General features: G+C 67.5%; 21 protein-coding genes. 11 read left to right on the plus strand and 10 right to left on the minus strand.

The features are described from left to right. Position 1 precedes the first annotated feature (1 nt). The 3 genes from UU7_RS02110 to UU7_RS02120 are packed head-to-tail and all read right to left on the minus strand — an operon-like array spanning position 2 to position 4493. A complete protein-coding gene (locus UU7_RS02110) occupies positions 2-580 on the minus strand; it encodes a chemotaxis protein CheB (RefSeq protein WP_007804921.1) in 579 nt (192 codons plus the stop codon). Continuing rightward, a complete protein-coding gene (locus UU7_RS02115) occupies positions 577-1434 on the minus strand; it encodes a CheR family methyltransferase (protein ID WP_425480496.1) in 858 nt (285 codons plus the stop codon). The genes UU7_RS02110 and UU7_RS02115 overlap by 4 nt, the downstream gene beginning before the upstream one ends. Beyond that, complete coding sequence (locus UU7_RS02120; protein WP_007804925.1) at positions 1410-4493, minus strand: response regulator; 3084 nt, start codon at positions 4491-4493, stop codon at positions 1410-1412. The genes UU7_RS02115 and UU7_RS02120 overlap by 25 nt, the downstream gene beginning before the upstream one ends. A gap of 192 nt (positions 4494-4685) precedes the next feature. Between UU7_RS02120 and UU7_RS02125 the strand changes: the two genes are divergently transcribed. From UU7_RS02125 to UU7_RS02140, 4 genes are all read left to right on the plus strand, one after another. Further along, positions 4686-5108: a GntR family transcriptional regulator gene (locus tag UU7_RS02125; protein WP_007804926.1), complete on the plus strand. Its 423-nt coding sequence runs from the start codon at positions 4686-4688 to the stop codon at positions 5106-5108. Next, a complete protein-coding gene (locus tag UU7_RS02130; protein ID WP_007804929.1) occupies positions 5105-5989 on the plus strand; it encodes an ABC transporter ATP-binding protein in 885 nt (294 codons plus the stop codon). The genes UU7_RS02125 and UU7_RS02130 overlap by 4 nt, the downstream gene beginning before the upstream one ends. Continuing rightward, entirely contained in the window at positions 5986-6672 is a 687-nt protein-coding gene (locus UU7_RS02135) for an ABC transporter permease (RefSeq protein WP_007804931.1), read from the plus strand. The genes UU7_RS02130 and UU7_RS02135 overlap by 4 nt, the downstream gene beginning before the upstream one ends. 154 nt (positions 6673-6826) lie before the next feature. Continuing rightward, the gene (locus UU7_RS02140; protein WP_007804933.1) at positions 6827-7966 is read left to right on the plus strand and encodes an acyltransferase family protein; all 1140 of its coding nucleotides are present in this window, start codon (positions 6827-6829) and stop codon (positions 7964-7966) included. A gap of 30 nt (positions 7967-7996) precedes the next feature. On the opposite strand, the gene UU7_RS02145 is transcribed toward UU7_RS02140, so the two are convergent. The 3 genes from UU7_RS02145 to UU7_RS02155 form a co-directional block, all read right to left on the minus strand. Next, complete coding sequence (locus UU7_RS02145; RefSeq protein ID WP_007804935.1) at positions 7997-8908, minus strand: cation diffusion facilitator family transporter; 912 nt, start codon at positions 8906-8908, stop codon at positions 7997-7999. 79 nt (positions 8909-8987) lie between these two features. Beyond that, entirely contained in the window at positions 8988-9503 is a 516-nt protein-coding gene (locus tag UU7_RS02150; protein ID WP_007804937.1) for a Slp family lipoprotein, read from the minus strand. Positions 9504-9546: 43 nt separating this feature from the next. After that, the gene (locus UU7_RS02155; protein ID WP_007804938.1) at positions 9547-10461 is read right to left on the minus strand and encodes a 23S rRNA (adenine(2030)-N(6))-methyltransferase RlmJ; all 915 of its coding nucleotides are present in this window, start codon (positions 10459-10461) and stop codon (positions 9547-9549) included. A gap of 129 nt (positions 10462-10590) precedes the next feature. Between UU7_RS02155 and UU7_RS02160 the strand changes: the two genes are divergently transcribed. The 4 genes from UU7_RS02160 to UU7_RS02175 all read left to right on the plus strand — a co-directional run bounded on the left by UU7_RS02160 (position 10591) and on the right by UU7_RS02175 (position 17031). Beyond that, entirely contained in the window at positions 10591-10983 is a 393-nt protein-coding gene (locus tag UU7_RS02160) for a hypothetical protein (RefSeq protein ID WP_007804940.1), read from the plus strand. A gap of 103 nt (positions 10984-11086) precedes the next feature. Continuing rightward, positions 11087-12862 carry a copper resistance system multicopper oxidase gene (locus tag UU7_RS02165; RefSeq protein ID WP_007804941.1) on the plus strand — a complete coding sequence of 592 codons (1776 nt, stop codon included), beginning with the start codon at positions 11087-11089 and terminating at the stop codon, positions 12860-12862. Continuing rightward, a complete protein-coding gene (locus tag UU7_RS02170; protein ID WP_007804944.1) occupies positions 12859-13845 on the plus strand; it encodes a copper resistance protein B in 987 nt (328 codons plus the stop codon). The genes UU7_RS02165 and UU7_RS02170 overlap by 4 nt, the downstream gene beginning before the upstream one ends. A gap of 312 nt (positions 13846-14157) precedes the next feature. After that, positions 14158-17031, plus strand: coding sequence for a ligand-binding sensor domain-containing diguanylate cyclase (locus UU7_RS02175; protein WP_157581832.1), 2874 nt, complete (start codon positions 14158-14160; stop codon positions 17029-17031). Between the two features lie 3 nt (positions 17032-17034). On the opposite strand, the gene UU7_RS02180 is transcribed toward UU7_RS02175, so the two are convergent. After that, positions 17035-17964, minus strand: coding sequence for a DMT family transporter (locus UU7_RS02180; RefSeq protein ID WP_007804946.1), 930 nt, complete (start codon positions 17962-17964; stop codon positions 17035-17037). 172 nt (positions 17965-18136) lie between these two features. Here UU7_RS02180 and UU7_RS02185 point away from each other — a divergent pair, with 172 nt between their 5' ends. Further along, on the plus strand, positions 18137-18931 hold the full coding sequence (locus UU7_RS02185; protein WP_040672671.1) for a DUF4349 domain-containing protein: 795 nt from the start codon (positions 18137-18139) through the stop codon (positions 18929-18931). Positions 18932-18972: 41 nt separating this feature from the next. On the opposite strand, the gene UU7_RS02190 is transcribed toward UU7_RS02185, so the two are convergent. Further along, on the minus strand, positions 18973-21135 hold the full coding sequence (locus tag UU7_RS02190) for an AsmA family protein (protein WP_007804949.1): 2163 nt from the start codon (positions 21133-21135) through the stop codon (positions 18973-18975). 130 nt (positions 21136-21265) lie between these two features. After that, the gene (locus tag UU7_RS02195) at positions 21266-22201 is read right to left on the minus strand and encodes a peptidylprolyl isomerase (RefSeq protein ID WP_007804952.1); all 936 of its coding nucleotides are present in this window, start codon (positions 22199-22201) and stop codon (positions 21266-21268) included. A 150-nt stretch (positions 22202-22351) separates the two neighbouring features. Here UU7_RS02195 and UU7_RS02200 point away from each other — a divergent pair, with 150 nt between their 5' ends. Further along, positions 22352-22717, plus strand: coding sequence for a PadR family transcriptional regulator (locus UU7_RS02200; RefSeq protein WP_007804954.1), 366 nt, complete (start codon positions 22352-22354; stop codon positions 22715-22717). Continuing rightward, positions 22714-23637 (plus strand): sensor domain-containing protein, encoded by a 924-nt coding sequence (locus UU7_RS02205; RefSeq protein ID WP_007804957.1) that lies wholly within the window; start codon positions 22714-22716, stop codon positions 23635-23637. Before UU7_RS02200 ends, UU7_RS02205 begins: the two co-directional genes overlap by 4 nt. A gap of 15 nt (positions 23638-23652) precedes the next feature. On the opposite strand, the gene UU7_RS02210 is transcribed toward UU7_RS02205, so the two are convergent. Continuing rightward, positions 23653-24852 carry a DUF1501 domain-containing protein gene (locus UU7_RS02210; protein WP_007804959.1) on the minus strand — a complete coding sequence of 400 codons (1200 nt, stop codon included), beginning with the start codon at positions 24850-24852 and terminating at the stop codon, positions 23653-23655. Between the last annotated feature and the right edge of the window lie 3 nt (positions 24853-24855).

A 24855-nucleotide genomic window follows, 5' to 3' on the forward strand; every position in this document is an offset into this window, starting at 1 on the left:
GCTAGGCAGCGGCCATCCGTTCGCACAGGTCTTTCAGGGTCAGTACCGCCTCGGCGCCGGCGTGCGCCAGCGCGGCGGCCGGCATGAAGCTGGCAACCGCATCGTCCGGTTGCTGTATCCACACGGTGCCGCCGGCACGCCGGACCGCGGCCACCCCTTCGCTGCCGTCGGCGCTGGCGCCGGTGAGCAGGATCGCCAGCAGCCGGCGCGAGAACACGGCGGCGGCGGAGACGAACAGCGGATCGATCGCGGGGCGCGAAAACAGCACCGGCTCGTCCATCGACAGCGCCAGGCTGGACTCGTCCTCCACCAGCAGGTGGTAGTCCGGCGGCGCGAAGACGACGCCTTGTTCCAGTGGCATCTTGTCGATCGCCTCGCGTACCGGCAGCGCGCAATGCGTGGCCAGCAGGTCCGCGATCTGGCTGGGCCGGTCGCGGGGCAGGTGCAGCACCACCAGCACCGGCACCGGGAAGTCGGCGGGAAGTTGCGCCAGCAGTGCGTGCAGCGCCTGCACACCGCCGGCCGAGCCGCCGATCACGATGGCGTCGACGTCGTGGCGCAAGTCGAGGTGGCCGTTCACGCGACCACCTTGCGGTACAGCCGCTGCGCCGGCACGCACAGCTCGAAGTCGTGTGCATGCATGCCGAACTGCAGCGACTCCTTGCTGCCCAGGCCCAGGAAACCGCGCGGCACCAGGGCATCGCGGAACAGGCCGACGGCACGGTCCTGCAGGCCGCGGTTGAAGTAGATCAGCACATTGCGGCAGGACACCAGGTTCACTTCCGAGAACACGCTGTCGGTGGCCAGGCTGTGGTCGGCGAACACGATGCGCTTCTTCAGGCCGCGGTCGAATACCACGCCCTGGTAGGCGCCGGTGTAGTAGTCCGACAGCGAGCGCTTGCCGCCGGCGGCAACGTAGTTGCGGCTGAACCCGGCGATACGGTCCAGCGCAAACGCACCGGCCTCGGCGAGTTTCAGTGATTCGGGGTTGATGTCGGTGGCGTAGATCAGCGAACGCTCCAGCAGGCCTTCCTCGGCCAGCAGGATCGCCAGCGACCACACTTCCTCGCCGGTGCTGCAGCCGGCCACCCACAGCTTGATCGACGGATAGGTGCCAAGCACCGGCAGCACCTGCTGGCGCAGCGCCAGGAAATAGCCCGGGTCGCGGAACATTTCCGAGACCTGCACGGTGAAATATTGCAGCGCCTGGGCGAACACGTCCGGCTCGTGCAGCAGGCGATGCTGCAGGTCGCTGGGCCGCTCGCAGCCGAAGCGCATCATCGCGTGGCGCATGCGCCGGCGCAGCGAGCTCACCGCGTAGTTGCGAAAGTCGTAGTGGTAGCGCAGGTACACCGCCTCGATCAGCAGCCGCACCTCCATGTCGAACAGCTCGACTTCCTGGTCCTTCATTATTTCGGGCACCACACACGGCACAGCGAAACCAGCTTGTCGACGTCGATCGGCTTGGCGATGTAGTCGTTGGCGCCCGCCTCGATGCAGTGTTCGCGGTCGTCGGCCATTGCCTTGGCGGTGAGCGCGATGATCGGCAGGCTGGCCAGCTTCGGCTGCTCGCGGATCCTGCGCATCGCGGTGAGCCCGTCCATCTCCGGCATCATGATGTCCATCAGCACCAGGTCGACCTCGCTCTTCGCCAGATACTCCAGCGCCTCGCGGCCGTTGCGGGCGATTTCCAGTTTCACGCCCAGCGGCTCCAGCACGCTGGACAGCGCGAAGATGTTGCGCACGTCGTCCTCGGCCAGCAGGAAGGTGCGGCCGTCGAGCATTGAATCGCGCTGGCGCGCGCGACGCAGCAGGCGCTGCTGGTCAGCCGGCAGCGACGCCTCGACGCTGTGCAGGAACAGGGTGACTTCGTCGAGCAGCCGCTCGGGCGAGCGCGCGCCCTTGATGATGATGGTCTTCGAATAGCGCCGCAGCCGCTGTTCCTCGTCGCGGGTCAGCGAACGGCCGGTGTAGACGATCACCGGCGGGAACGCGTATGCCTCGCTGGCGGCCATGTGCTCGAACAGGTCGTAGCCGGTGCCGTCGGGCAGCGAAAGGTCGGTGACCATGCAGTCGAAGGTGCTGGCGGACAGTTGCTGCAGCGCCTCGCCGACCGTACCCACCGCGACGATCTCCAGCTGGTCGCGTGCCAGCAGCAGCTTGAGGCTGTCGCGCAACCGGGTGTCGTCCTCGACGATCAGCAGGTGGCGCACCTCGCGCTGGTGGCGATCTTCCAGTTGCCGGATGGCGCCGATCAGCACGTCGCGCGTGGCCGGCTTCAGCACGAAGCCGACGGCGCCCAGTTCCATCGCCACCTGCGTGCGCTCCAGCGCCGATACCACGTGCACCGGAATGTGCCGCGTCACCGGGTCACGCTTGAGCCGTTCCAGCACGCTGAGTCCGGAAATGTCGGGCAGGCCGATGTCGAGCAGGATGCCGCTGGGCGACAGTTCGTGGGCGGTCTGCAGCGCCTCCTGGGCGGAGCGGGCCACCACGCAGTCGAAATCCATCTCGTGGGCAAGGTTGACCAGTGCCTCGGCAAACGCCGGGTCGTCTTCCACCGCCATGATCAGGCGGCTGGGACGATGGCGTTCGGCGCGGTCGTCCTTCACCGCCACGCCGACGTTGTCTGCCGCCGGGGAAGCCGGCGTCACGGCCTTCGCTGCAGCGGCTGCCGGAACGGGGACAGCTGCCGCAGGCGTTGGCGGCATGCTGGCGTGGCCTTCCACCGGCAGCTCCAGGGTGAAGCAGCTGCCGCGTCCCGGTTCGCTGTCGACGGTGATGTCGCCGCCCATGCGCTGGGCCAGTTCGCGCGAGATCGACAGGCCCAGTCCGGTGCCGCCGAAGCGGCGACTGGTGCTGCCGTCGGCCTGGCGGAATGCCTCGAAGACCACCTGTTGCTGGTCGTGCGGGATGCCGATGCCGGTGTCGCAGACCACGAAGCGCAGGCGTTGGCCCCGCGCCGGTTCGATGCGCAGCGAGACCTGGCCGGCATCGGTGAATTTCACCGCGTTGGCCAGCAGGTTGTTCAGCACCTGCTGCAGGCGCTGGGCGTCGCCGGTGATCTGGTCGGGCGTGCCGGGCAGGGCCTCGATCACGAAGGACAATCCCTTTTGCCGGATCAACGGATCGAAGGTGTCGTGCAGGCGCTGCGTCACCGTGGACAAGGCCATCGGCTCTGCCACGATTTCGATGTGGCCGGCCTCGATCTTGGAAAGGTCGAGGATGTCGTTGATCAGCGCCAGCAGGTCGTTGTTGGAGGCGTGGATTGCCTGCGCGTACTTCACCTGTTCCGGTGTCAGCGTTTCGTCCTTGTTGTCGGACAACAGCTTGGCCAGGATCAGCGAGCTGTTCAGCGGCGTGCGCAGCTCGTGCGACATGTTGGCGAGGAATTCGGACTTGTACCGGCTGGTGGCTTCCAGCGAGGCGGCGTTCTTCTTCAGTTCGGCCTGCGCCAGCAGCAAACCCTTGCGCTGGGCTTCCAGCTCGTGGGTACGCTCTTCCAGGTGCACGTTGGTCTGTTCCAGTTCGGCTTGCTGGGTCTCCAGCTCCGCCTGCGATTGCTGCAGCACGCGGGCCTGTTCCTCCAGCTCCTCGTTCGACACGCGCAGTTCCTCCTGCTGTGCCTGCAGTTCCTCGCTCTGTCGCTGGGTCTCCTCCAGCAGTTCGCCCTGTCGCTGGCGGAACGCCGCGGTACGCATGGCCACGCCGATGATCTCGGCACTTTGCTGCAACAAGGCTCGTTCGACGTCCAGCGTATCCTCGCGCGGGATGCGGCCCAATTCCAGCGCGCCGATCAACTCGCCGTCGGCGGTGACCGGGGTCATCAGCAGCTCGCTGGAGGGGCTGCGGCCCAGCGTCGAGGAGAGCGCCAGGTGGTCGACGGAAAGGTTTGCCAGTCGGCGGGCTTCACCCAGTTGCAGGGTCTCGCCCAGCAGTCCGGCGTCGGCCGGCAGTCGTGCCGGCTGGTCACCGTCGAGCGCGATGCCGCCCAGCAACACCAGCTCACTGCCGCGCAGGTGGTAGAGCGCGCCGACCTGGGCACCCAGTTGCCGGGCCAGGCAGCGGGTGGCGTTGACCGCCAGCTCGGCCGGCGTCTGCTCGCCGCGCAAGGTCGTGCCCAGCTCGTTCTCGGCTTCCTGCAGCCACAGCAGTCGCCTGGCGTTGCGCCGTGCGTGCAAGGCCTGCCACACCACGATGGCCACGGCCCAGGTCGATGCCGCGCCGATGGCCCGGTTGACCAGAGCCACGCCCGAGCGCATGCCGTCCGGCGAATACCTGGCGCCCACGACCATCAGCAACGCCGCCGCGAAGGCCACGACGAAGGGCGCGGCCAGTCGCCGCTGGAACAGGGTCAGGCCGACACAGACGAAGTAGAAGCACCAGACGGCGTAGCCCAGCGGCGTGAACAGGTCGGCGACAAGAGTCAGCAGGACCAGCACCCCGACCAGGCCGATCAGCAGGGAATCTCGGGTAGTAACGGGGTGCTCCATGGGGTGCTCTGAGTGGGCGAGCCTTTCATGCTAGATGAACGAAGCCGACTCTGTGTGCACGCGGTCTTCACGGTTGCCGGCTGCGGTGGTCGCCGCCACGGATCGTGCCTGCGGCGGAACGCGGACGGGTGCCTGTTCCTGCACTCCGGAAGGGGGCTTTACAGCACGAAAGGTGCTGTGCATACTGTGTATATGAAGTATGCACAGATCGACCCCGAGCTGTTCCTGTCGACCAGCGACAGCACCCCGATGTACCAGCAGATCGTCAACCAGATCACCACCAAGGTGATGGCCGGCGACTGGCCGGCGGGCCAGCCGTTGCCGTCGATCCGCGAGCTGGCCAGTGCCAGCCGGGTCAGCGTGATCACGGTCAAGCGAGCGTATGCGGAGCTGGGCCAGGCCGGGGTGATCGTGACGCGGCACGGCATGGGCTCGTTCGTGGCCGATTCGCCAAACCTTTCCGACAGCCTGTTGCAGGCCGAATTCACCCAGCACTTCGACGCCATGCTGGCCTGTGCGCGACGGCTGGGCCTGTCTGTCGATGACATCCGCCAGTTGCTTGACGACGAACAGGCCCACGGGGCTGCCGAACCCACCAGGGGATCAACACCATGAGCACCGCCTTCGCCCTGTCCGGGGTGACCAAACGCTACGAGAACTTTGCGCTGCGGGACATCGACCTCAGCATGCCCGAGGGGCAGGTGATGGGTCTGGTGGGCGTCAATGGCGCCGGCAAGACCACCTTGCTGCGCATCCTTGGCGGCCTTGCGCTGGCCGACACGGGCACGGTCGAAGTGCTTGGCCACGACATGCCGGCGCAGCAGGTGGCCGCGAAGTCCGATCTGGGATTCGCCACGGAAGACATGCGCCTGTTCAAGACCCGCACGCTGCGCTGGCACATGGATTTCGTGCGTTCGATCTATCCGGGCTGGGATGAGGTCTACGCGGCCGATCTGCTTCGCCGTTTCGACCTGCGCGCGGAGCAGAGGCTGGCCGGCTTCTCGCACGGGCAACGGGTCAAGGCGCTGCTGATGCTCAATTTCGCCCGCCGGCCAAAACTGCTGCTGCTCGACGAGCCCACCACGGGGCTGGACCCGGTCGCCCGCGACGAGGTGCTGGAGGCGCTTGCCGACGTCTTGCGCGACGAGGCGCGCAGCGTGCTGTTCTCCTCGCACAACACCAAGGACATCGAGCAGATGGCCGACACCATCACCTTCGTCCACAACGGCACGCTGCTCGCCTCGCGGGACAAGGAATCCTTCCTCGACGACTGGCGCCGTGTCATCTGCCACGGGTCGTGGGTGCCGGACAAGGCCGCCTGGCCGGAGATCGCCGCGGTGCGCCAGAACGGCTCGATCGTGGAACTGAAGGTGCGCCAGTTCAGCGCTGGTCTGCTTGAGCGCATGCAGACGCAAGGCGCGGAGATCCGCAGCGCCGATCCGATGAACCTCGAAGACATCTTCGTCACCACCGTACGCGCTGGAGGTGCGGCATGAATCGTTCCCCACTCAACTGGCCGGTGATCAGGCTGCTGGTGGCCAAGGACTGGCAACTGTTCCAGCAGCAGCTGGCGGCATGCGTGTTCGGCGGCATCGTGGCGTTGTGCCTGATCGGCATGGCCACCGGCTGGAGTTTCTACCTGGGCTCGCTGCTGCTGATCGTCATGCTGGTGTGCACCTCGTGCTTCTCGATTTCCAACTCGCTGCTGGTCGAACGCAAGGAGCACACGCTGGCCTTCGTGATGAGCCTGCCGGTGACGCCGCTGGATTACTACCTGTCGAAGCTGATCGGCAACCTGGTGACCTTCCTCGTGCCGTTCCTGGCGATGCTGGCCGGAACCGTGCTGGTGATCCTGTACACGCCGCTGCCGGACGGGTTGGTCGTGCTGTCCTTGCTGATCTTCGGACACGTGTTGCTGGCTTATGCCGTGTCCCTGAGCGTGGCCATGGCGGTGGAGTCCGAGGGCTGGAACATTTTCGCGATGATCGCCAGCATGCTGCTGATCAATCCCCTGATCATGCTGCTGGGGCAGATCCCGGCGATCAATGATCACGTCAAGGCCGACACGATTTATTTCGCTCCCGTCGCGGTGGCGATCCTGCTGGCCCAGGCGACGCTGAGCGTGGTGGTGCTGGCGGCCACCGGCTGGGTGCACTGCCGGAAGAAGTCCTTCTACTGAGCTGATCCACCGTTCCCGCTGAGCGCAGTCCGCGCAGCGGGCGGAGTCGAAGCGCCTTCGCGTCTCTGGCCGTGCTGGAATCCGGCCAGGGAAAGGCGGGGCGCAAGGCAAGAACCCTCTCGTGAGTCCGACAGATCCGTTCGGAGGTTTCGCCATGCACGACACCGTGCGTTTTCACTACATGGACAACCTGCGCGCGCTGGCGATGCTGGCCGGGGTGGTCTTCCACGCCGCGCTGGCCTACAGCCCGCTGCTGCACCCTTATTTCCCCACGGCCGACCGCGCGCAGTCGCCGGCCATCGACCTGGTCATCTGGTGGCTGCACCTGTTCCGCATGCCGCTGTTCTTCGTGGTCGCCGGCTTCTTCGCCGCGATGCTGCTGAACAAGCGCGGCATGGCTGGCCTGTTCCTCAACCGGCTCAGGCGCATCGGGTTGCCGCTGGTGATTTTCTGCCCGCTGGTGATCGCCGCGATGAGCTACAGCACGCTGCATGCCGCGGCGTACGTGCGGAACCCTTCGCCGGTGTTGCTGATGATCCGGCAGTTCTCGCAGATGGCGAACCCGCCAGCGCCGCCACCGGGCACCGGTCATCTGTGGTTCCTTTACTACCTGCTGTTCTTCTACGTGCTGACCTGGGTGGCCAGAAGCCTGGTGCCGGGCAAGCCGGGCAACTTCATGCGCGGCCTGAAGCCGGGGTGGCAACTGCTGCTGTTCCCGATGCTGCTGGCGCCGGCGCTGGCCTCGGTGAGCGCGCCGCATCCGGCCCCGGAAAGCCTGTTTCCCCAGTTCTGGGCATTCGGCTTCTACGGGCCGTTCTTCGTCTTCGGCTACCTGCTGTCTGGCCACGAAGCGTTGATCGACCGGTTCCGTGGTTTCGCGCCGTGGCTGCTGCTGGCCAGCGTCGCGCTTTACGGTGCATTCCTGTACCTGCTCCGGCGCCACGTGCCCACCGCCGCCAGCGTGCCCATCGCGCTGATCGAGGCGTGCATCAGCGTCTGGATGACCTGCGTGTGCCTGGTTGCCGGCCGCTTACTGCTGAACCGCAGCAACCGCCTGTTGCGTTACCTGTCCGACGCGTCGTACTGGGTCTACATCGTCCATCTGCCGATCCTGTTCGTGATCCAGTACCGGCTGATGGACATGGCGTGGGGGTGGGGCGCGAAGTTCACGGTCTCCGTCGTCGCAACCTTCGCGGTCTGTCTGCTCAGCTACCACCTGCTGGTGCGCAAGACCGTGGTCGGCCGACTGCTCGGTACCCGAATGCCGGTGGCGGGATCGGCCGCGGGGGCCTGACCGGCGTCGCCGCCGCCCTGGCGCAACCGCTCAATCCGCGTTGTCCGGCTCGAAGAAGCTCCAGCGTATGTCGGTGAATTCCGCCTTCATCGCGGCCTCGACGGTGTTGATCGCGGCGATCAGTTCGGGGTTGCCGGCGGTGGGCTGCATCCGTGCCTTCACCGCGACCATCACGTCGGGGCCCATCTGCAGGGTGATCAGGTTCAGCACGTCGGCGACTTCGGGGCGGCTTTTCAGGAAGCCCATCAGCTCGTCGCGACGACGGGGTTCCATGCCCTGGCCGATCAGCAGGGCTTTCACTTCGATCGCCACCAGCACGGCGACGACGATCAGCAGTGCGCCGATGGCGATGGTGCCGGCGGCGTCGAACATCAGGTTGCCGGTGAGCATGGTGGCGCCGATGGCAACGGCGGCCAGGCACAGGCCGATCAGGGCGGCCAGGTCTTCGCCGAAGATCACCAGCAATTCGCTGGAGCGGGTTTCGCGGAACCAGGTCCATAGGTTCTGCTCGCCGCGCGCCTTGTTGACTTCCTGCAGACAGCCGCGCATCGAGATGCCTTCGACGACGATGCCGAACACCAGCACGCCCAGCGCCAGCCACGGCCATTTCAGCGGTTCCGGATGGGTGAGCTTGTGCACGCCCTCGTAGATCGAGAACATGCCGCCCACGCTGAACAGCAGGATCGCGACCAGGAACGACCAGAAATACAGGGCGCGGCCCCAGCCCAGCGGAAATTCGTCCGACGGCGGCCGTTTGGTCTGGCGGATGCCGAGCAGCAGCAGGCCCTGGTTGCCGCAGTCGGCCAGCGAGTGCACGGCCTCGGCCATCATCGCGCCGGAGCCGGTCACCATGGCGGCGACGAGTTTGGCCACGAAGATGGCGAAGTTGGCACCCAGCGCGAGCAGGATGGCCTTGATCGGGTTGGCGTGGCCGGAAGACATGCAGCTTCAATCCATGGAATGAGGCTGCCCAGTTTACCGGTGGCGCAGAATTTTGCGGGGGTTGGGCGATGACGGACGATCAGTGGATGCCCACGCCCACGCCCAGGCCGAAGCGGATGTTGTTGCGGCCCTTGTTCATTTCCTCGGCGGTCCACACGTGCGAGTGCATCACGCTGACCAGCGGGAACACGTAATCCGCTTCGCCGACCTTGCCGGCACGACTGCCGTCGAGCTTGCCGTCGACCGTCATCATCGCGCCGGCGGGATAGTCCAGCGGCTCCACGTAGCCCGGCATCACCGCGACGAAGCGGCCACTGCCGCTGTCGTTCGCCTTCGGCCGCTGCGAGGAGTCGAGCGGGTAGGCCAGCAGCTCGATCTCGCTGTGGTCAGCGAACACCTTGACCTGCACGATGCGGCCACCCCACACGACCTCGTTGCCGCTGAACTTCTCGGGCGTCTGGGCCACTTCGAATGGCGCGGCAGTGACGGTGCCGGTGCTGGTCTTGTAGATCGGCGCGGGTGCGCAGGCGGCCAGCATCAGCAGGGCGGCGGGCATGGCGAGGCGGGTCAGCAGGGAAGCAGGACGGATGCGCATGGACGTGCTCCTGGAGGAAGCCGGATGGGTGGATGCACCGAGCTTAGCGGCGGCCCGGCGGCCGCGGTAGTCGCGAGGCGGGCAGCGGGCTGGGCACGTTCAGCTGGCTGCCGGCTTCGTCCAGCAGCCAGTCGAGTTTCACTTCGGCCGGACGCTCCTGTGACAGCAGGCTGGCCAGCACGCGCAGCGGTTCGCGCAAGCTGTCGTCGAGATTCCACGGCGCGTTGAGGATGACCATGCCCGAGCCGTTGAGGCGCAGCGGCGAATCGTCCGGGTGCACCAGCAGCTCGGCGCGCAGGATGCGCTTGACGCCGCTGTGCTGCAGCTTGCGCAGGAACGGCTGCACCTGGCTGCGCAGCTTGATCGGATACCACACGGCATAGATGCCGGTGGGCCAGCGCAGCAGGGCGGTCTTCAACGCCTGCTCGATCAGCTTGTACTCGGCCTCCTGCGCCTCGTAGGGCGGATCGATCAGCACCAGGCCGCGCTTCTCCTTCGGCGGCAGCAGCGCCTTCAGCGCCTCGTAGCCGTCGCGCTGGTGCACGTGCACCTGGGGATTGCCGCGGAACAGGTCGCGCAGCCTGGATGCTTCCTCGGTGTGCAGTTCGCACAACTGGGCGCTGTCGTCCGGGCGCAGCAGGCGGGCGACCTGCAGCGGCGAACCGGGGTACTGCTTCAGTCCCTGCTCGTTGCCCTCGCCACCCAGGATGCTGGCGCGCCAACGCTGCAGCAGCGCTGGCACCTTCTCGGCCGGATGCAGGCGGGAGATGCCGTCCTTGTGTTCGCCGGTCTTCTTCGCCTCGAAACCGTCCAGCGGATAGTTGCCGCTGCCGGCGTGGGTGTCGATGTAGCAGAACGGCGCGGGCTTGGCCTGCATCGCCTCAATCAGGGCGAACAGCACGGCGTGCTTCAGGACATCGGCGAAATTGCCGGCGTGATAGGCGTGGCGATAATTCATGGCGGTCACGGCGGGCGGGGTGGCCGAGTATAGAGCGCCCGGCCCGATGTTCCCCGTGATCGACCGGGCAGCCCGGGCGGAGCCTGCTCCAGAGTTGAGCCCGTCCACGGCAGTCCGTAAGCTGCCGCGATGAGTCTTTCCCGGCGCCAGCTGTCGCATTCCCGCCCCTGCCTTGCGCTGGCCTGGCTGGCCTGGCTGCTCCTGCTGGTCAGTCCGCTGCAGGCTGCACCGATGGCCATGGCTGCCGGTGTTGCGCATGGTGGCCATGCGGCGATGGCGCAGCATGGCGAGCTTGCCGCCGATGCCGGGATCACGCACGACTGCTGTACGGAACAACCGCTTCCGGCGGGTGACGTCGCACCACACGCCTGTCACTGCGCCACATGGTGCGGCAGCGCCTTGCCGGCATGGGCGCTGCCGATGCCCGATCGCGTCGCCATGCAGACGCCGCGGGCGACGCCGCGAAGCCCACTCATGCCGCACGGCGTGCATCCGCCGTTGCTGCGGCCACCCGCCGCCTGACTTTCCTGCGTGTCCCAACTCCCGTGACGACTTGAGCGGTCGAGGCAAGCGTGTCGGGCAACCGTGACCGGCGTCGCGCGTCGACGCCGTGCTGGAGAGCTCCATGAAACCTCTTTCTTCCCGCCCCGATCTGTCGCGGCGGCGTTTCGTGCAGGGCGTCGCGCTGGGCAGCGTGGCTGCCGGTGCGGGACTGCTGCGGCCTACCGGCGCCTGGGCGCTGAACAGTCCCGGCCAACCGGTGGTGTTGAGCGGCACCGACTTCACGCTGGACATCGTCGAGCGCAGCGTCAACTTCACCGGTGCGGCGCGGCCGGCGATCACCGTCAACGGCGGCGTACCCGGCCCGCTGCTGCGCATGCGCGAAGGCAGCACGGTGAGCCTGCGCGTGAGCAACCGCCTGCGCGTGCCCACCTCGATCCACTGGCACGGCATCGTGCTGCCGTTCCGGATGGATGGCGTGCCCGGCCTCAGCTTCGACGGCATCGCGCCGGGCGAAAGTTTTCTCTACCGGTTCCAGCTGCGCCAGAGCGGGACCTACTGGTATCACTCGCACTCGGGTTTCCAGGAACAGAACGCGCTGTACGGCCCGCTGGTGATCGAGCCGGCCGGCCCCGAGCGCCATCCGACCGATCGCGACTACGTGGTGATGCTCAACGACTGGACCGACGAGGACCCCGCGCGCATCTACGCCAGGCTCAGGAAGCAGAGCGACTACTACAACTTCGCCCAGCCGACCGCGGCGGATTTTTTCCGCGACGTGCGCGAGAAGGGATTGTCCCGCGCGCTGTCGATGCGCCGGATGTGGAACGAGATGCGCATGAACCCGACCGACCTGGGCGACGTCTCCAGTTACACCTACACCTACCTGATGAACGGTGCGGCCCCCGCGCAGAACTGGACCGGACTGTTCCGGCCAGGCGAGAAGCTGCGGCTGCGCTTCATCAACGGCTCGGCATCCACGTTCTTCGACGTGCGCATACCCGGACTGAAGATGACCGTGATCGCCGCCGACGGGCAGGATGTCGAGCCCGTGCCGGTCGACGAGTTCCGCATCGCGGTGGCCGAAACCTATGACGTGATCGTCGAGCCCCAGGAGGAGCGCGCATACACGGTGTTTGCCCAGTCGATCGATCGCGGCGGTTACGCGCGCGGCACGCTGGCGCCGCGTGTAGGAATGACGGCGGAAGTGCCGCCGCTGGACCAGCGCGTGTGGCTGGACATGCGCGACATGATGGGCGCGATGCCGCACGCCGGGAATGGCGGTGGCCATGCCGCGAGGCCCGGCATGGGCCACGGCGGTATGGGCCATGGCAGCATGGATCACGCCGGGATGGATCACGGCAGCATGGCCGCCGCACCTGCCGTGCACCACGCCCGCAGCGAATACGGCCCGGGCGTGGACATGCGCGTCGACACGCCGCGCAGCAACCTCGACGATCCGGGCATCGGCCTGCGCGACAACGGCCGCCGGGTGCTGACCTACGCCGACCTGCACACCGTGGGCGGTCCGCTCGACGCGCGCGAGCCCGGTCGCGAGATCGAGTTGCACCTGACCGGCAACATGGAGCGCTTCATGTGGTCGTTCGACGGCATCCGGTACCCCGACGCCACGCCCATCCATTTCAACACCGGCGAGCGCCTGCGCATCGTGCTGGTCAACGACACCATGATGAACCACCCGATCCACCTGCACGGCATGTGGAGCGAGCTGGAAAACCCGGATGGCCGGTTCCAGGTGCGCAAGCACACGGTCAACGTGCAGCCGGCGCAGCGGATCAGCTACGCGGTGACCGCCGACGCGCCGGGCCGCTGGGCCTGGCACTGCCATCTGCTGTACCACATGGAGGCGGGGATGATGCGCGAGGTGGTGGTGTCATGACCATCCATCGTCGCGAACACTGGCTCATTCCATCGCGCTCGGCATGGCTGCTCGCGCTGTTGCTGTTGCTGGCGCTGCCGCCAGCGGTCGAGGCGCAGAGCGCACCCGCCGCGTCGAGCAGCACGGCGCCCATGGCCATGCCGGCGATGCCCGGGATGGATCACGGCGAGATGCCGGGGATGGATCACCCAGCGGCGCCCATCGCTCCGACGGCGCCCGACATGCCGGCGATGGAGCCGCCGCCGACGCCGGGCATGCCCATGGCGCCGATGCAGGGCGGCCGCCCGCCTGCGGACGCACGCAGCGGCGATTACTCCGACGGCATCGCCGCCAGCCCGATGCACGCGCACGGACGCACATCGTCTGGCCTGCTGCGGATCGATCAGCTGGAGGCCTTCCACGGCGACGAAGGCAACGGCCAGCGCTGGGAGATCCGGGGCTGGTACGGCAACGACAGCGACAAGCTGTGGCTGCGCAGCGAAGGCGTGCGCAGCGGCGGCAAGCTCGAGGACGGCGAACTGGAGCTGCTCTGGAACCACGCCACCAGCAGCTACTGGAGCCGCCAGCTGGGCGTCCGCCACGACATCGGCAAGGGCCCGGCACGCAGCTGGATCGCCGTTGGCGTGCAGGGGCTCGCGCCGTACTGGTTCGAGCTGGAGGCCAGCGGTTACGCAGGGGCCGGCGGGCGGACGGCCGCGCGCCTGCGCGTGGACTACGAGTTGCTGTTGACCCAGCGGCTGGTGCTGCAGCCGGAGCTGGAGGTGAACCTGTACGGCCGGCGCGATCCGCAGCGCCGGTTGGGTGAGGGCGTGTCCGACATCCAGTTCGGCCTGCGTTTGCGCTACGAGATCCGGCGGGAGTTTGCGCCCTATCTCGGAGTGAACTGGACACGTCGGGTCGGCGCGACCGCCGACTATGCGCGGCACGACCAGCGGGCGGTGCGGGAGTGGCAATGGCTGGCCGGGGTACGGTTCTGGTTCTGAGAGGTTGTGAGTTTTCAACCTCGAAGCCCGGCCACGGATGGCCGGACGGGAATCGGTCACGCAAGTGACTGATTCACGTGAGCACGTCCGGGCATGTACCGGACGTGCGATGGAAGAAAACCACAGGAAGTGGTTTTCTTCCCAGGTTCCGAGATCGCGTATCGTCAGGGTGAGTCGACCCTTGTGGTCCGGTTGACGTATAACGACATGGCACGCGTGGCGTGCCCTCGATGAACCCAACGGCAGGCGAGCTTGCAACTGATGCGACGGAGACGGACCTCACCGGGGTGGAGCCAACGCTGCGTGCTGCTGATGGCCGCGCTGCTCTCGCTGTTCAGCCTGTCCGCGTCGGCCCAGCAGTATTCGCTGACCACCTACGACCGCAAGTCGGGTCTGGAAAGCCAGGCGATCAACGTGTTGTTGCAGGACCGGCGCGGCTTCGTCTGGGCCGGCACCGAGATGGGCCTGTACCGGTTCGACGGCGGCAGCTTCGAGCGCATGGGTGCGGCGCAGGGCTTTGCCCGGGGCGAGTACGTCACCGCGATGGTGCAGAACCCGCGCATCGGCCAGCTGTGGGTGGCCACCCAGTCCGGTCTGCGCGTCGGTGACGGCCTGCACTTCCGCAAGGTGGAGCCGGCGGGACAACCGCTGGTGGTCGACGTGGGCCGGCAGATGGTCGCGCTGGATGACGGACGGCTGCTGCTGGTGAAGAACGACCGGCTGATGGTGCTTTCCGGCGGCGGGCAGGGCTGGCAGCTGCGGCCGATGTTCGACGAGGCGCAACTCGCCGCCGTGCCGCAGCTGCGCCGGATCACCGTGATCCACGCCACGCCTGGCCGCCTGTGGATCGGCTGCGACGGTTCGCTGTGCAGTGTCGATGACGCGGGCAAGGTGACGGTGCACGGAGAGGCCGAGGGCGTGCCCCGCGACAGCTGGACCGGCCTGCTGCTGGACAGCCACGGCAGCCTGTGGCTGCGCGGCGTGCACCACCTGCGCGAGCTGCCGGCCGGCGCCACCCGCTTCCTTCCGCGCGACCTGCCGGCGGCCGACATGGGCGTGGTGAGCGACAACGAGATCCTGGTGGAAGATGCACGGGGCCGCGTGCTGACGCCGACCAATCGCGGCCTGGCACGCTGGGAAGGAACGGCCTGGACCCTGATGGACAGCGCCAACGGCCTGCCCGACATCGAGATCACCGCCCTGTTGTTCGACAGCCACGGCACCCTGTGGCTGGGCACCTACGGTCGCGGCATCTCGCGCTGGAACGGCTATGGACTGGTCGAGGGCTGGGGCCGCGGGCAGGGTTTCGAGAGCGTGCCGAACTGGTCGATCCTGCGCTTCGATGCGCAGCACATCTGGTTCGCCAACGAACTCGGCGGCAGCGTGCTGTCCGACGGCCAGACCCGTCTGCAGCCGTGGCCGATCCGCTTCGATCCGGCGCCGCGACAGATCCTCAGCCTTGCCCGCGCCAACGACGGCGCGATCTGGGCCGGCCTGTACGACCGCCGCGTGCTGCGCTACGACCCGGCCAGCCAGCGCACCACGCTGGCGGCCGAATTGCCCGCGTTCGTGAAGTTCCTGCATTTCGATCGGCAGGGCCGGCTGTGGATCGCCACCGTCAACGGCATCTACCGCATCGATCACGTCGACGCGCCGGCCGTGCGCATACCGGCGACGCAGACCACCGACCAGCAGTGCTCGGATATCACCGAGACCGCCGACGGAACCTTGTGGTTTGCCTGCAACGCCGGACTGCTGCGCTTTGCCGGCGGGCAGTGGACACGCATGGACACCGGCAGCACGAGCATCGCCTCGGGCTTCAGCGCGGTGGCAGTGGGCACCGATGGCAGCCTGTGGCTGGGCGCGAACGAGCCCGGGTTGTTCCACGCCGCGGTGAGCGGCAGCCGGCTGTCGCTCACGCGCATCGTCGATACCTGGCTGGACAACACGCTGGTGTACTTCGTGCGCCGCGACCATCGGGGCTGGATCTGGGTGGGCGGCAGCGGCGGCGTGGATGTGTACGACGGCGCGCGCTGGACGCACTTGTCGCAAGCCGATGGCCTGCTGTGGGACGAGACCAGCCAGAACGGATTCTTCGAGGATCGCGATGGCTCGATCTGGATCGCCACGGCGATCGGCGCCAGCCACATCCTGCAGCCGCAAGCCATGCTGGCCTATCAGCCCGGCAAGGTCCTGATCACCTCGGTGATGCAGGGATCGGCGCCGGTGAAACCCGGCGACAGCATCCGTCTCGGCGGCCGGCACGCCGCGTTGACCGTGCACTACGCGCTGCTGGGGAAATCCTCGGGCGGCCAGCCGCGCTATCGGTATCGGCTGCAGGATTCGGAGTGGATCGAAACCGGCGCGAACGTGATCAATCTCGCCGGCCTGCCGTCCGGCGACTACCGCCTCGAGATCGAGGCGATCGACGACGACCACCGGACCGTCTCGCCGCCCGCCCAATTCGATTTCGGCGTGCCGCCGCCGTGGTGGCTGAGCTGGTGGGTCGGCCTGCTGGCGGTCTCGCTGCTGGCCTTGCTGATGGCGCTCAGCTGGCGCTGGCGTTCGCGCCGCCTGCGGCGGCACAACCGCCGGCTGGAAGCGATGGTCGCCGATCGCACCGTCGAACTCACCGAGGAGAAGCGCGAGCTGGAACGGGCCCGGGCCGAGCTGTACCACCAGGCCACCCATGACAGCCTCACCGGCATGCACAATCGGCGGGCGATCCTCGACCAGCTGGCGGCGCTGCTGGAACCGGGCCAGCGTCCGCTGCCCGGGCTCGCCGTGGGGCTGATCGATGCGGATCACTTCAAGCGCATCAACGACACCCTGGGCCACCAGGCCGGCGACGCCGCGTTGCTGGCGATCGCCCGTCACCTGCAGTTGCACGTGCGCGGTGACGACCGGCTGGGACGCTACGGTGGCGAGGAGATCCTGCTGCTGTTGCCCGGCATCGATCGCCCGCATGCCGAGCAGCGCATGCGCGACATCCAGACCGCGGTGAGCGCGGTGCCGCACCACTGGAACGGGCACGCGTTTGCGGTGACGCTCAGCATCGGCATGGTCTGGATCGGCGCCGACGCGACTTCGGTCGAGGACCTGATCCGGCGCGCCGATGCGGCGCTGTACCAGGCCAAGAGCGGCGGTCGCGATCGCGTCGTGGTCGAGGCAGCTGGCGCCGACTGACGGTCAGTCGATGATGTTGTGGCTTTCGGCGGTACCCAGCAGCTCGGCCTGTTCCGGCATGCGCCGGCGCCGATGCAGCAGCGGGTGCATGAACACCGCGGCCAGGATCACCGCCACGCCGGCGTAGAACCAGTGATCCAGCTCGTGCTGCTCGCCCAGCAGCACGATCGCCAGCACGATCGCGTAGACCGGTTCCAGGTTGGTCACCATCTGCGTGCCGAACGCGCTCATGTGGCGCAGCGCCACCAGCGCCAGCGCGAACGGCAGCAGGGTGCAGCCGAACGACAGCGCCAGCAACAGCAGCGCGTCGTGCAGGCCCGGCAGCACGAAGGCCGGCCCGACGTGCGGCAGCAGCGGCGCCAGCAGGGCGAGGAACACGGTGCCGGTGCCCAGCTCGATGAAGGTCACCGTGAGCGGATCGCCGTGTTCGACCAGGCGCTTGTTGAGCGAACCGAAGAACGCCACGAACAGCGCCGACAGCACGCCCACCGCAATTCCAGCGCGCATGTCGTGCGGCACGCCGCCCACCACCATCACCACGCCCGGCACCACCGCCACGCCGATCAGCAGTTCGCGCGGGTCGAACCTGCGCCGGGCGATCCATGGCTCGATGAAGGCCAGGAACACCGGGCCCAGCGCGATGCAGGTGGCGCCCACCGAGGCGTTCGAAAGCTTGATCGCCGCGTAGAAACTCAGCCAGTGCAGCGACACCAGCACGCCGATGCCGGCATACGCCCAGATCAGCCGCGCCGGCATCGCGCGCAAGCCGCGCCAGACCCGGGGCACCAGCAGCAGCGCCAGCGTGACCAGGGCCATCCGCCACAACACCAGGGGCAGGGCCGGCAAGGTGATCAGCTTGCCCAGGATCGCGGTGAAGCCCCACAGCAACACGCAGAAGTGAATCTGCAGACGGGCCTGGCTGACGGGTTGCATGGGTATTCGCAGGGAAGGGCGGTGCGACATTCTAGCGTCCGCATCGGGGCAGGCGGATTCTTACAAGGCGCGTGCAATGGCCGGTTTGGCCAGGCCTGTCGTTGCGGCGCGGTTTGAGTTTGCCTGCGGCTGTGGCAGATTGCCCCCACTTGCCTTGCGCCGGGGGAATCGCATGTCACGTAACCGTTCTGCCTTGATGGCGCTGTTGCTGCTGGGAGTGCTGCAGGTTCTCGCCGGATGCTCGAAGAAGCAGGAAGTCTCGCCGGCCCCGATCAGCGGTGAAAGCTCGAAGGCCGGCGCGATGCTGGCCTACGAGCATGTGCTGCGGATCAGGTTGCCCGGCGCCGAGATCGCCGGTCGCCTGGCGGCGGCCCGGCAGGCCTGTGAGACGGCCCGCTTCGGCGCCTGCAATGTGTTGCGCATCGAGCAGGCCGAACACGATGCCGAACTTGTCGTGCGGATCGTTCCGGAAGGCGTCGAACCGATGGCGAAGCTGGCCGCGCAGGGCGGCAGCATCGGATTCCGGCAGACCACGGCGGAGGATCTCGCTGATGCCGTCAACGACAACCAGCGTCAGCGCGAATTGCTCGAGAAGCATGGACGGCACCTGGCGGAACTGGCGGCACGCAAGGACATCGCCGTTGCCGATCTGATTGCGCTCAGCCACGAGCAGGCTTCGGTGGAGAGCCTGCTGCAATCGCTGCAGGCCGTGGCCGCCAACCAGCAACGCCGGCTGGATACCAATCGGCTCGAACTGCATTTCCGCGATGCCGGCACCTACTCGCGCAGCGGGCGTATCGGCGATGGTTTTTCCAGCCTGCTCGACGAAGCCACCGAGGGCGTGACCGATGCCCTGGGTTTGCTGGGCTATGGCCTGCCATTCCTGCTGCTGGCCTTCCCGCTGGCGCTGCTGTGGCGTCGGTTGTGGCGGCGGTTTACCCGCCGCGGATCAACGCAGGAGCGTTGACGAGGCGTCGCCTGGCCATTGGCGCCGGGCCGACGCAGCGCTTACTTCTTCGACCCCGGCTTGCCCGCCGGCATCATCTTGCCCGAGCTGCGCAACTGCTGCAGCACCGTGCGGCAGGTGTTCTCGCCGTTGTCGTCATGGCTGGGCGCGACCAGGGCGAGCAGGGCGGCAGCCGGCGCCGCGACCACGCTCAACGCCACCGCGCCGGCGCCGCGGGCGATCAGCGGGCCGGGATGCACGCCGACGTTGGGGTTCTTCAGCGTGCCGTTGACGTACAGCGGCGAGCGCAGCGAGAACACGCGGAAGCCCTTGGTATGGGGCGTCACGTCCAGGTCGAGCTTCTCGCTGGCCAGGTTCACCGTGCCGGTCACGTTGACCACCGCGTCGTCGGTGTCGAACACGAACAGGCGCATGTCGAACAGGCCGTTGCTCGCAGCCATGTCGGCGGCGGCGCAATTGATCTCCACGGTCTTGTCGCCGAACAGCTTGCCGATGATGATGTTGCCGACGTTGAGGCCGGCGGTTTCCAGCAGGGTCTTGCTGATCGCGCCGTCGTTCATCAGCAGCTTCAACTCGCCGTCCGCGCTGCCGAGCAGGGCGGCGATGGAATTGCCCTGGGCGCTGAGGTCGGCGTCGCCGTTGATCTCGCCGAAGCTGGTGTGCATCGGCTCGAAGGCGGGGAACAACTGCTTGAGCTTGAGGTGGCGCGCGTCGAGTTTCAGCAGGCCGCGCATCGGCGTGCGGCTGCCGTCCAGGGTGATGTTGCTGCGCACCTTGCCGCCGGCCACGCCGAAGCTGAGCGGGTCCAGGTACAGCGCGCCGTTGTTCATCACCAGGTGGGTGGCCAGCGAGTCGATCGGCAGCGCCTCGCCATGCACGATGCGCTCGCTGCTGAAGTTCACGTCGGCGTCCATCGCCTGCCAGCGTTCGGTGCGGAACGGTGCGACCGGCAACAGTTTGTCGGCCGGCTGGGCGGGGCGATCATCGGCGGGCGCGGCCTTCGAACTGCCGCCGATCAGCGGCGCGAGGTCGGCGAACTGCAGCAGCTTCGAATGCAGCGTGCCGGTGAGTTTGGGGCGCTTGCCGCCGGTGACGAACAGCAGGTCGCCGGACAGGTCGCTGCCGCCGACCCGGCCGCGGAAATCCTGATAGTGATAGCGGCTGCCGTTGCGGCGCAGCTCGGCGCCAAGATGGCCCTCGGTCGCGTACGGCGGGGTGTCCGGCAGGGTGACGCCGGTGAGCGGATACAGCTTGGCCATGCTGGAGCCGGAGAACCACAGCTGCACGTCCAGCGCGCCCAGGTGCAACGGATCGGTCAGGGTGCCGACCAGCGCGATATGCGTGTCGCCCAGGTTCACGTCGGCCTGCACGGGGAATGGCCGACGGGTGTCCTGCAGGGCGAGCACGGCGCCGGTCTTGCCGTGGCCCTTCAGCGGATTGCCCTGGTAGCTGCCCTCGGCGGTCCAGCCGAACTGGTAGGTGATCGCGCTGTCCGGGCGGTGCTGGCGGTCGGCGGCCTGGTTGTTTGCGCCGTCCGGCGCAGCCTTGGACGTGCTCTCGGGCAAGGCCTTGCCCACGGCCTTGCTGGCCTGCTCGCGGGCGTCGGCGGTCTGCTGCGCCACGATCTGGTCATAGGGGATCGCCCCCTGCAGCGGTTCGATGGTGGCCTCGAGCCGGGTGCGGCTCGGCGCGTCGTCCAGGCTCAGCTGGCCCCGGTCGAAGCCGACCGTGCCCACGTCCAGCGTCCAGCTCGACGGTGGCTGGTTCCGGGGAAAACTGAAGTCCCAGCTGGCGCGGCCCTGCTTGTCGCGCTCCAGGTCCACGCTGGGCTGCACCAGTTGCAGCGACGGCACCTCGATGCGATGGGCGATCAGCGGCAGCGGCGAAAGCCGGAAACGCAGCGCCTGCAGTCGGGCGAACTGCGGCTGCTGCGCCCACGGGGGATTGGCGATGCTGATGTCGCGTGCGGTGAACTCGGGCCATGGCAGCAGCGAGGCCAGCCCGCTGCCGTTGCGGTCGCGCCGCCAGTCGACGGTGAGGTCGCCGTTGATCGCGAATGGGCGTCCGATCGCCTTGCTCACCTTGTCGCTGATGAACGGGCGCATCCGGTTCCAGTCGAAGGTCGCGATCACCACGACCAGGATCAGCACGACAGCCAGCACGACTCCCACGATCCATGCGAGGACTTTGCGGCTGCGCTTCATGCTGATCTCCTGTCACGGGGTCGCGAAGTCCATCCATAGCCCCCCGCGTGACAAGATTTCGTGGTGAAGTCCCCGCCGGCGTCAGCGGGGATTCATCCGGGCAGCGGCCTTGAGTGCGCCCGCCCTGGCTTCAGTGCACCGGTTTGGCGTCGCGCACCGGCACGCTGAGGCTGCACAGGCCGACCTTGCCCACCGGCTCGGGGTAGAACGCATTGTGGCCATGGCGACTGGCATCGATCAGGGCCGCGAAGCTGGCGCTGTCGGTGCGCAGCACCTCGATCGCCGGTCGCTCCGGCGCCGGCATGTCGGCGGCCAGGCGCACCGACTCGATGCGGGTGCGGCGGGCGGGATCGGCATAGAAACCCATCGGCTCGGGCCCGCGCGGCAGGCCGGACAGCAGGGGCATGCCTTCCAGCACGCGGCCGGCGACGGCGAGGTTGTGATCCAGTTTCCGCGCCTGGCCGATCACCGCGTACAGCGAACTGCCGCTGCCGCTGTCCGGCGCCACGTCGCGCGCCACGCCGACCGTGCCATAGCAGTGCGCCACCCACTCCTGGCCGCTGGCCGGATCGCGGCCCACCGGGAAGCCCCCGCTGAAACCGACTTCGGGTGCGTAGACATCGCCATCCGGCAATGGCGTCCACGGCTGCTTCGCAGCGATCGCGCGGCTGAACTCCGGCGTCAGGGTCTTGCTGGCCTTGCCCAGTGAACGGATCTTGTCCTTGTCGCCGTTCTCGTCGTCGTTCGGATCGCCCCACTGGGTGACGAAGTTGTCCTGCACGCGGATGATCGCCAGCCCGTCGAAGTAGTGCTGGCGCACCAGGGTGCGAATGTTCGCTGCATGCAGCGGGGTGAAATCCTGGGCCAGCTCGATCACCACGCGACCCGTCGGTAGCTGCATCACCAGCAGGTTCTGCGGATCGGGCCTGCGCCATTCGGCCGGCGCGGATTTCGCCAGGATTTCCTTGGTCGTCGGCGTGGGCTTGCCCTGCTCGGCAGCGAGGGCAGACAACGCGGTCAGGCTGCTGGCCAGCGCGAGACCGGCGATGAGATGGCGACGACGCATGGCATTCCCCTTGAGTGACCGATAGGCGAGGGCTGCAACTTAGCAGAGTGCCACCACCAGTTGATCGCAGGCATGACTTCAGGCCCATGTACTAGTGTCAACTTAATACTATGATTCACATCAGTCTAAGCGGCAGTGCGGGTGAGCGGGATGGACGACAGCGTCAGCCAGTTGAAGAAGTTCCAGAAGGAGCTTTCCAGCGGCACCGTGTCGCTGGTGCTGCTGGCGGTGTTGGGGCAGTCGCGCCAGCCGATGTACGGCTACCAGATCGCCAAGCGGCTGGAAGAGGTGGGCGAAGGGGTGCTTGCCGGCAAGCAGAGTGCGCTGTACCCGGTGCTGCGCAATCTCGAAGCCGCCGGCCTGCTGGGCAGCGAAGTCGAGCCGTCCGTCAGCGGTCCGCCACGCCGCTATTACCGCATCACCAAGCCGGGGCGCGAAGTCCTGCGCGAGTGGACCGCCGCGTGGAACGCCACCCGCGATTCCGTCGATAACGTCTTGCAAGGAGGGGTGTCATGAACGCGCCACGCAGCATCGCCGAGTATCTTGAACAACTGCGCGCCGCCCTGCGTGGCGCGGACCCCGCCCTGATCCAGGATGCGTTGTACGACGCCGAGGAACACCTGCGCTCGGAACTGGCCGAGCAGCCCGAACGCGGCGAAGCGGCGATGCTGGAGCACGTGGTGGGCAGCTACGGCGCGCCGGACGAGGTGGCCGAGATCTATCGTGATCAGGAAATCCGCATCCAGCGCGCGTTGCGCCCGCCGCCGCTGCCGAAGCGGCGTTCGCTGGCGGGGCGCTTCTTCGGCGTGGCGGCCGATCCACGCACCTACGGCGCGCTGTTCTACATGCTGCTGTCGCTGGCCACGGGCATCTTCTACTTCACCTGGGCCGTCACCGGACTGTCGCTGTCGGCAGGTCTGTCGGTGCTGATCATCGGCCTGCCATTCATCGTGCTGTTCTTCGGCAGCGTGCGCGTACTGTCGCTGGTCGAGGGGCGCATCGTGGAGGCGATGCTGGGCATGCGCATGCCGCGGCGGCCGGTGTATCCCACCCAGGGCGTGAGCCTGATGCGGCGCATCGGTCGCATGTTCACCGACGTGCACACCTGGACCACGCTCTGCTACATGTGGCTGATGCTGCCGCTGGGCATCGTGTATTTCACGCTCGCGGTGACTTTGCTCAGCGTATCCGTCGCCTTCATCGGCGCGCCATTGGCGATGATGTTCCACAACGACTGGATGACCGGGCTGTACGTGAACCACCAGGTTCTCGTGGACTGGGGCTTCGGCGCGCACGCGCCGGGTTGGGGCGACGCGATCGCGATGTGCGTGATCGGCATCGTGCTGCTGTTCGCCACCCTGCATCTGGCGCGCGGCTTGGGCCGGCTGCACGGCTACATCGCCAAGCACATGCTGGTGCCGCGCACGGCCGACTGAACACGCGAACTTCGCTCAGACCAGTTGCAGGTCACGCGGCCGTGCCTGCGGGAAGACGTTCTGCAACTGCCTGTTCGACAGCTCCCAGGTTCGCGCCAGCAAGCCGCCCAGGACGTCGCGGTAGTTGTTGAGCACCGGGTAGTCGCGGTTCTGCAGCAGGCAGGCGGCGTTCACCGCCACCTGTTCGCCGGCGATGCGCCCGCCATTGACCTTGCCGCCCAGCACCCAGTGCACGGTGCCGTGGCCGTGGTCGGTGCCCCTGTCGCCATTCTCGCGGAAGGTGCGGCCGAACTCGGACAGCACCACCACGACGGTGTTGTTCCATTCGTCGCCCAGGGCGTCGGCATAGGCGGCCAGGCCTTCGCCCAGGTTGCGCAGGTTGTTGGCCAGGCCGCCGCTGACGCTGCCCTGGTTGACGTGGGTGTCCCAGCCGCCGACATCGACGAAACCCAGGCGGTACTGGTCGCGCATCAGGGTGGCGATGCGTCGCGTCTCGGTGGCGAAGCTGCGGGCGCTGGGCGCGCCGCCGCTGGCCTTGACCATCTCGTTGCGCAGGTCCTCGGAGATCGACGCCGGCAGCGCGAGCCCGTCGGCGGTGGCGGCGGCCAGCGGCGTGCCCTTGTACATGTCGCCGAGGATCGTTGACTGCCGCGCGTTGAAGCGGGCCTTCGGATCGGCCTTCATCGAGATGTTGGGGATGTCCTTGCCGGCACCCTGGAAACTCAGTGGCAGGTTTTTGGTGAAGGCGATCGCGGGCACGCCGCTGAGCTGGCTGGACAATCGCGCCAGGAAGCCCGAACGGAAGCTGCCACGGTTTGCGGTGGGCTGGCCCGATTCGATGTTGTTCTGGGTCTCGAAGTGGCTGCGCGACAGGTCATCGGTGCCGGCGAACGGCACGAAGGCGAGCTGCTTGCGCTGCCACAGCGGCAGCAGCGATTCGCGCAATACCGGGTTCAGTCCCCACTGCGCGTCCAGCGCGATCGCGCTGTCGGGATTGGCGGGGTCGGGCCTGGCGATCGCCAGGCTAGGTCGTGACTCGTAATAGAAGTCGCTGGCGCAGGGCACCAGCAGGTTGTTGCAGTCGTAGCCGCCGCGCAGGAACACCAGCAGGAAGCGCGGCGAGCTGGCTGGCGCGGCGAACAGGTTGCCGCTGAAGGACAGGGCGGGCAGGGTTGCCGCGGAGGCGGCGGCGAGCAGGAATTGGCGACGGTTCATCAT

Source organism: Rhodanobacter spathiphylli B39 (assembly GCF_000264295.1).
GTDB classification, from domain to species: domain Bacteria; phylum Pseudomonadota; class Gammaproteobacteria; order Xanthomonadales; family Rhodanobacteraceae; genus Rhodanobacter; species Rhodanobacter spathiphylli.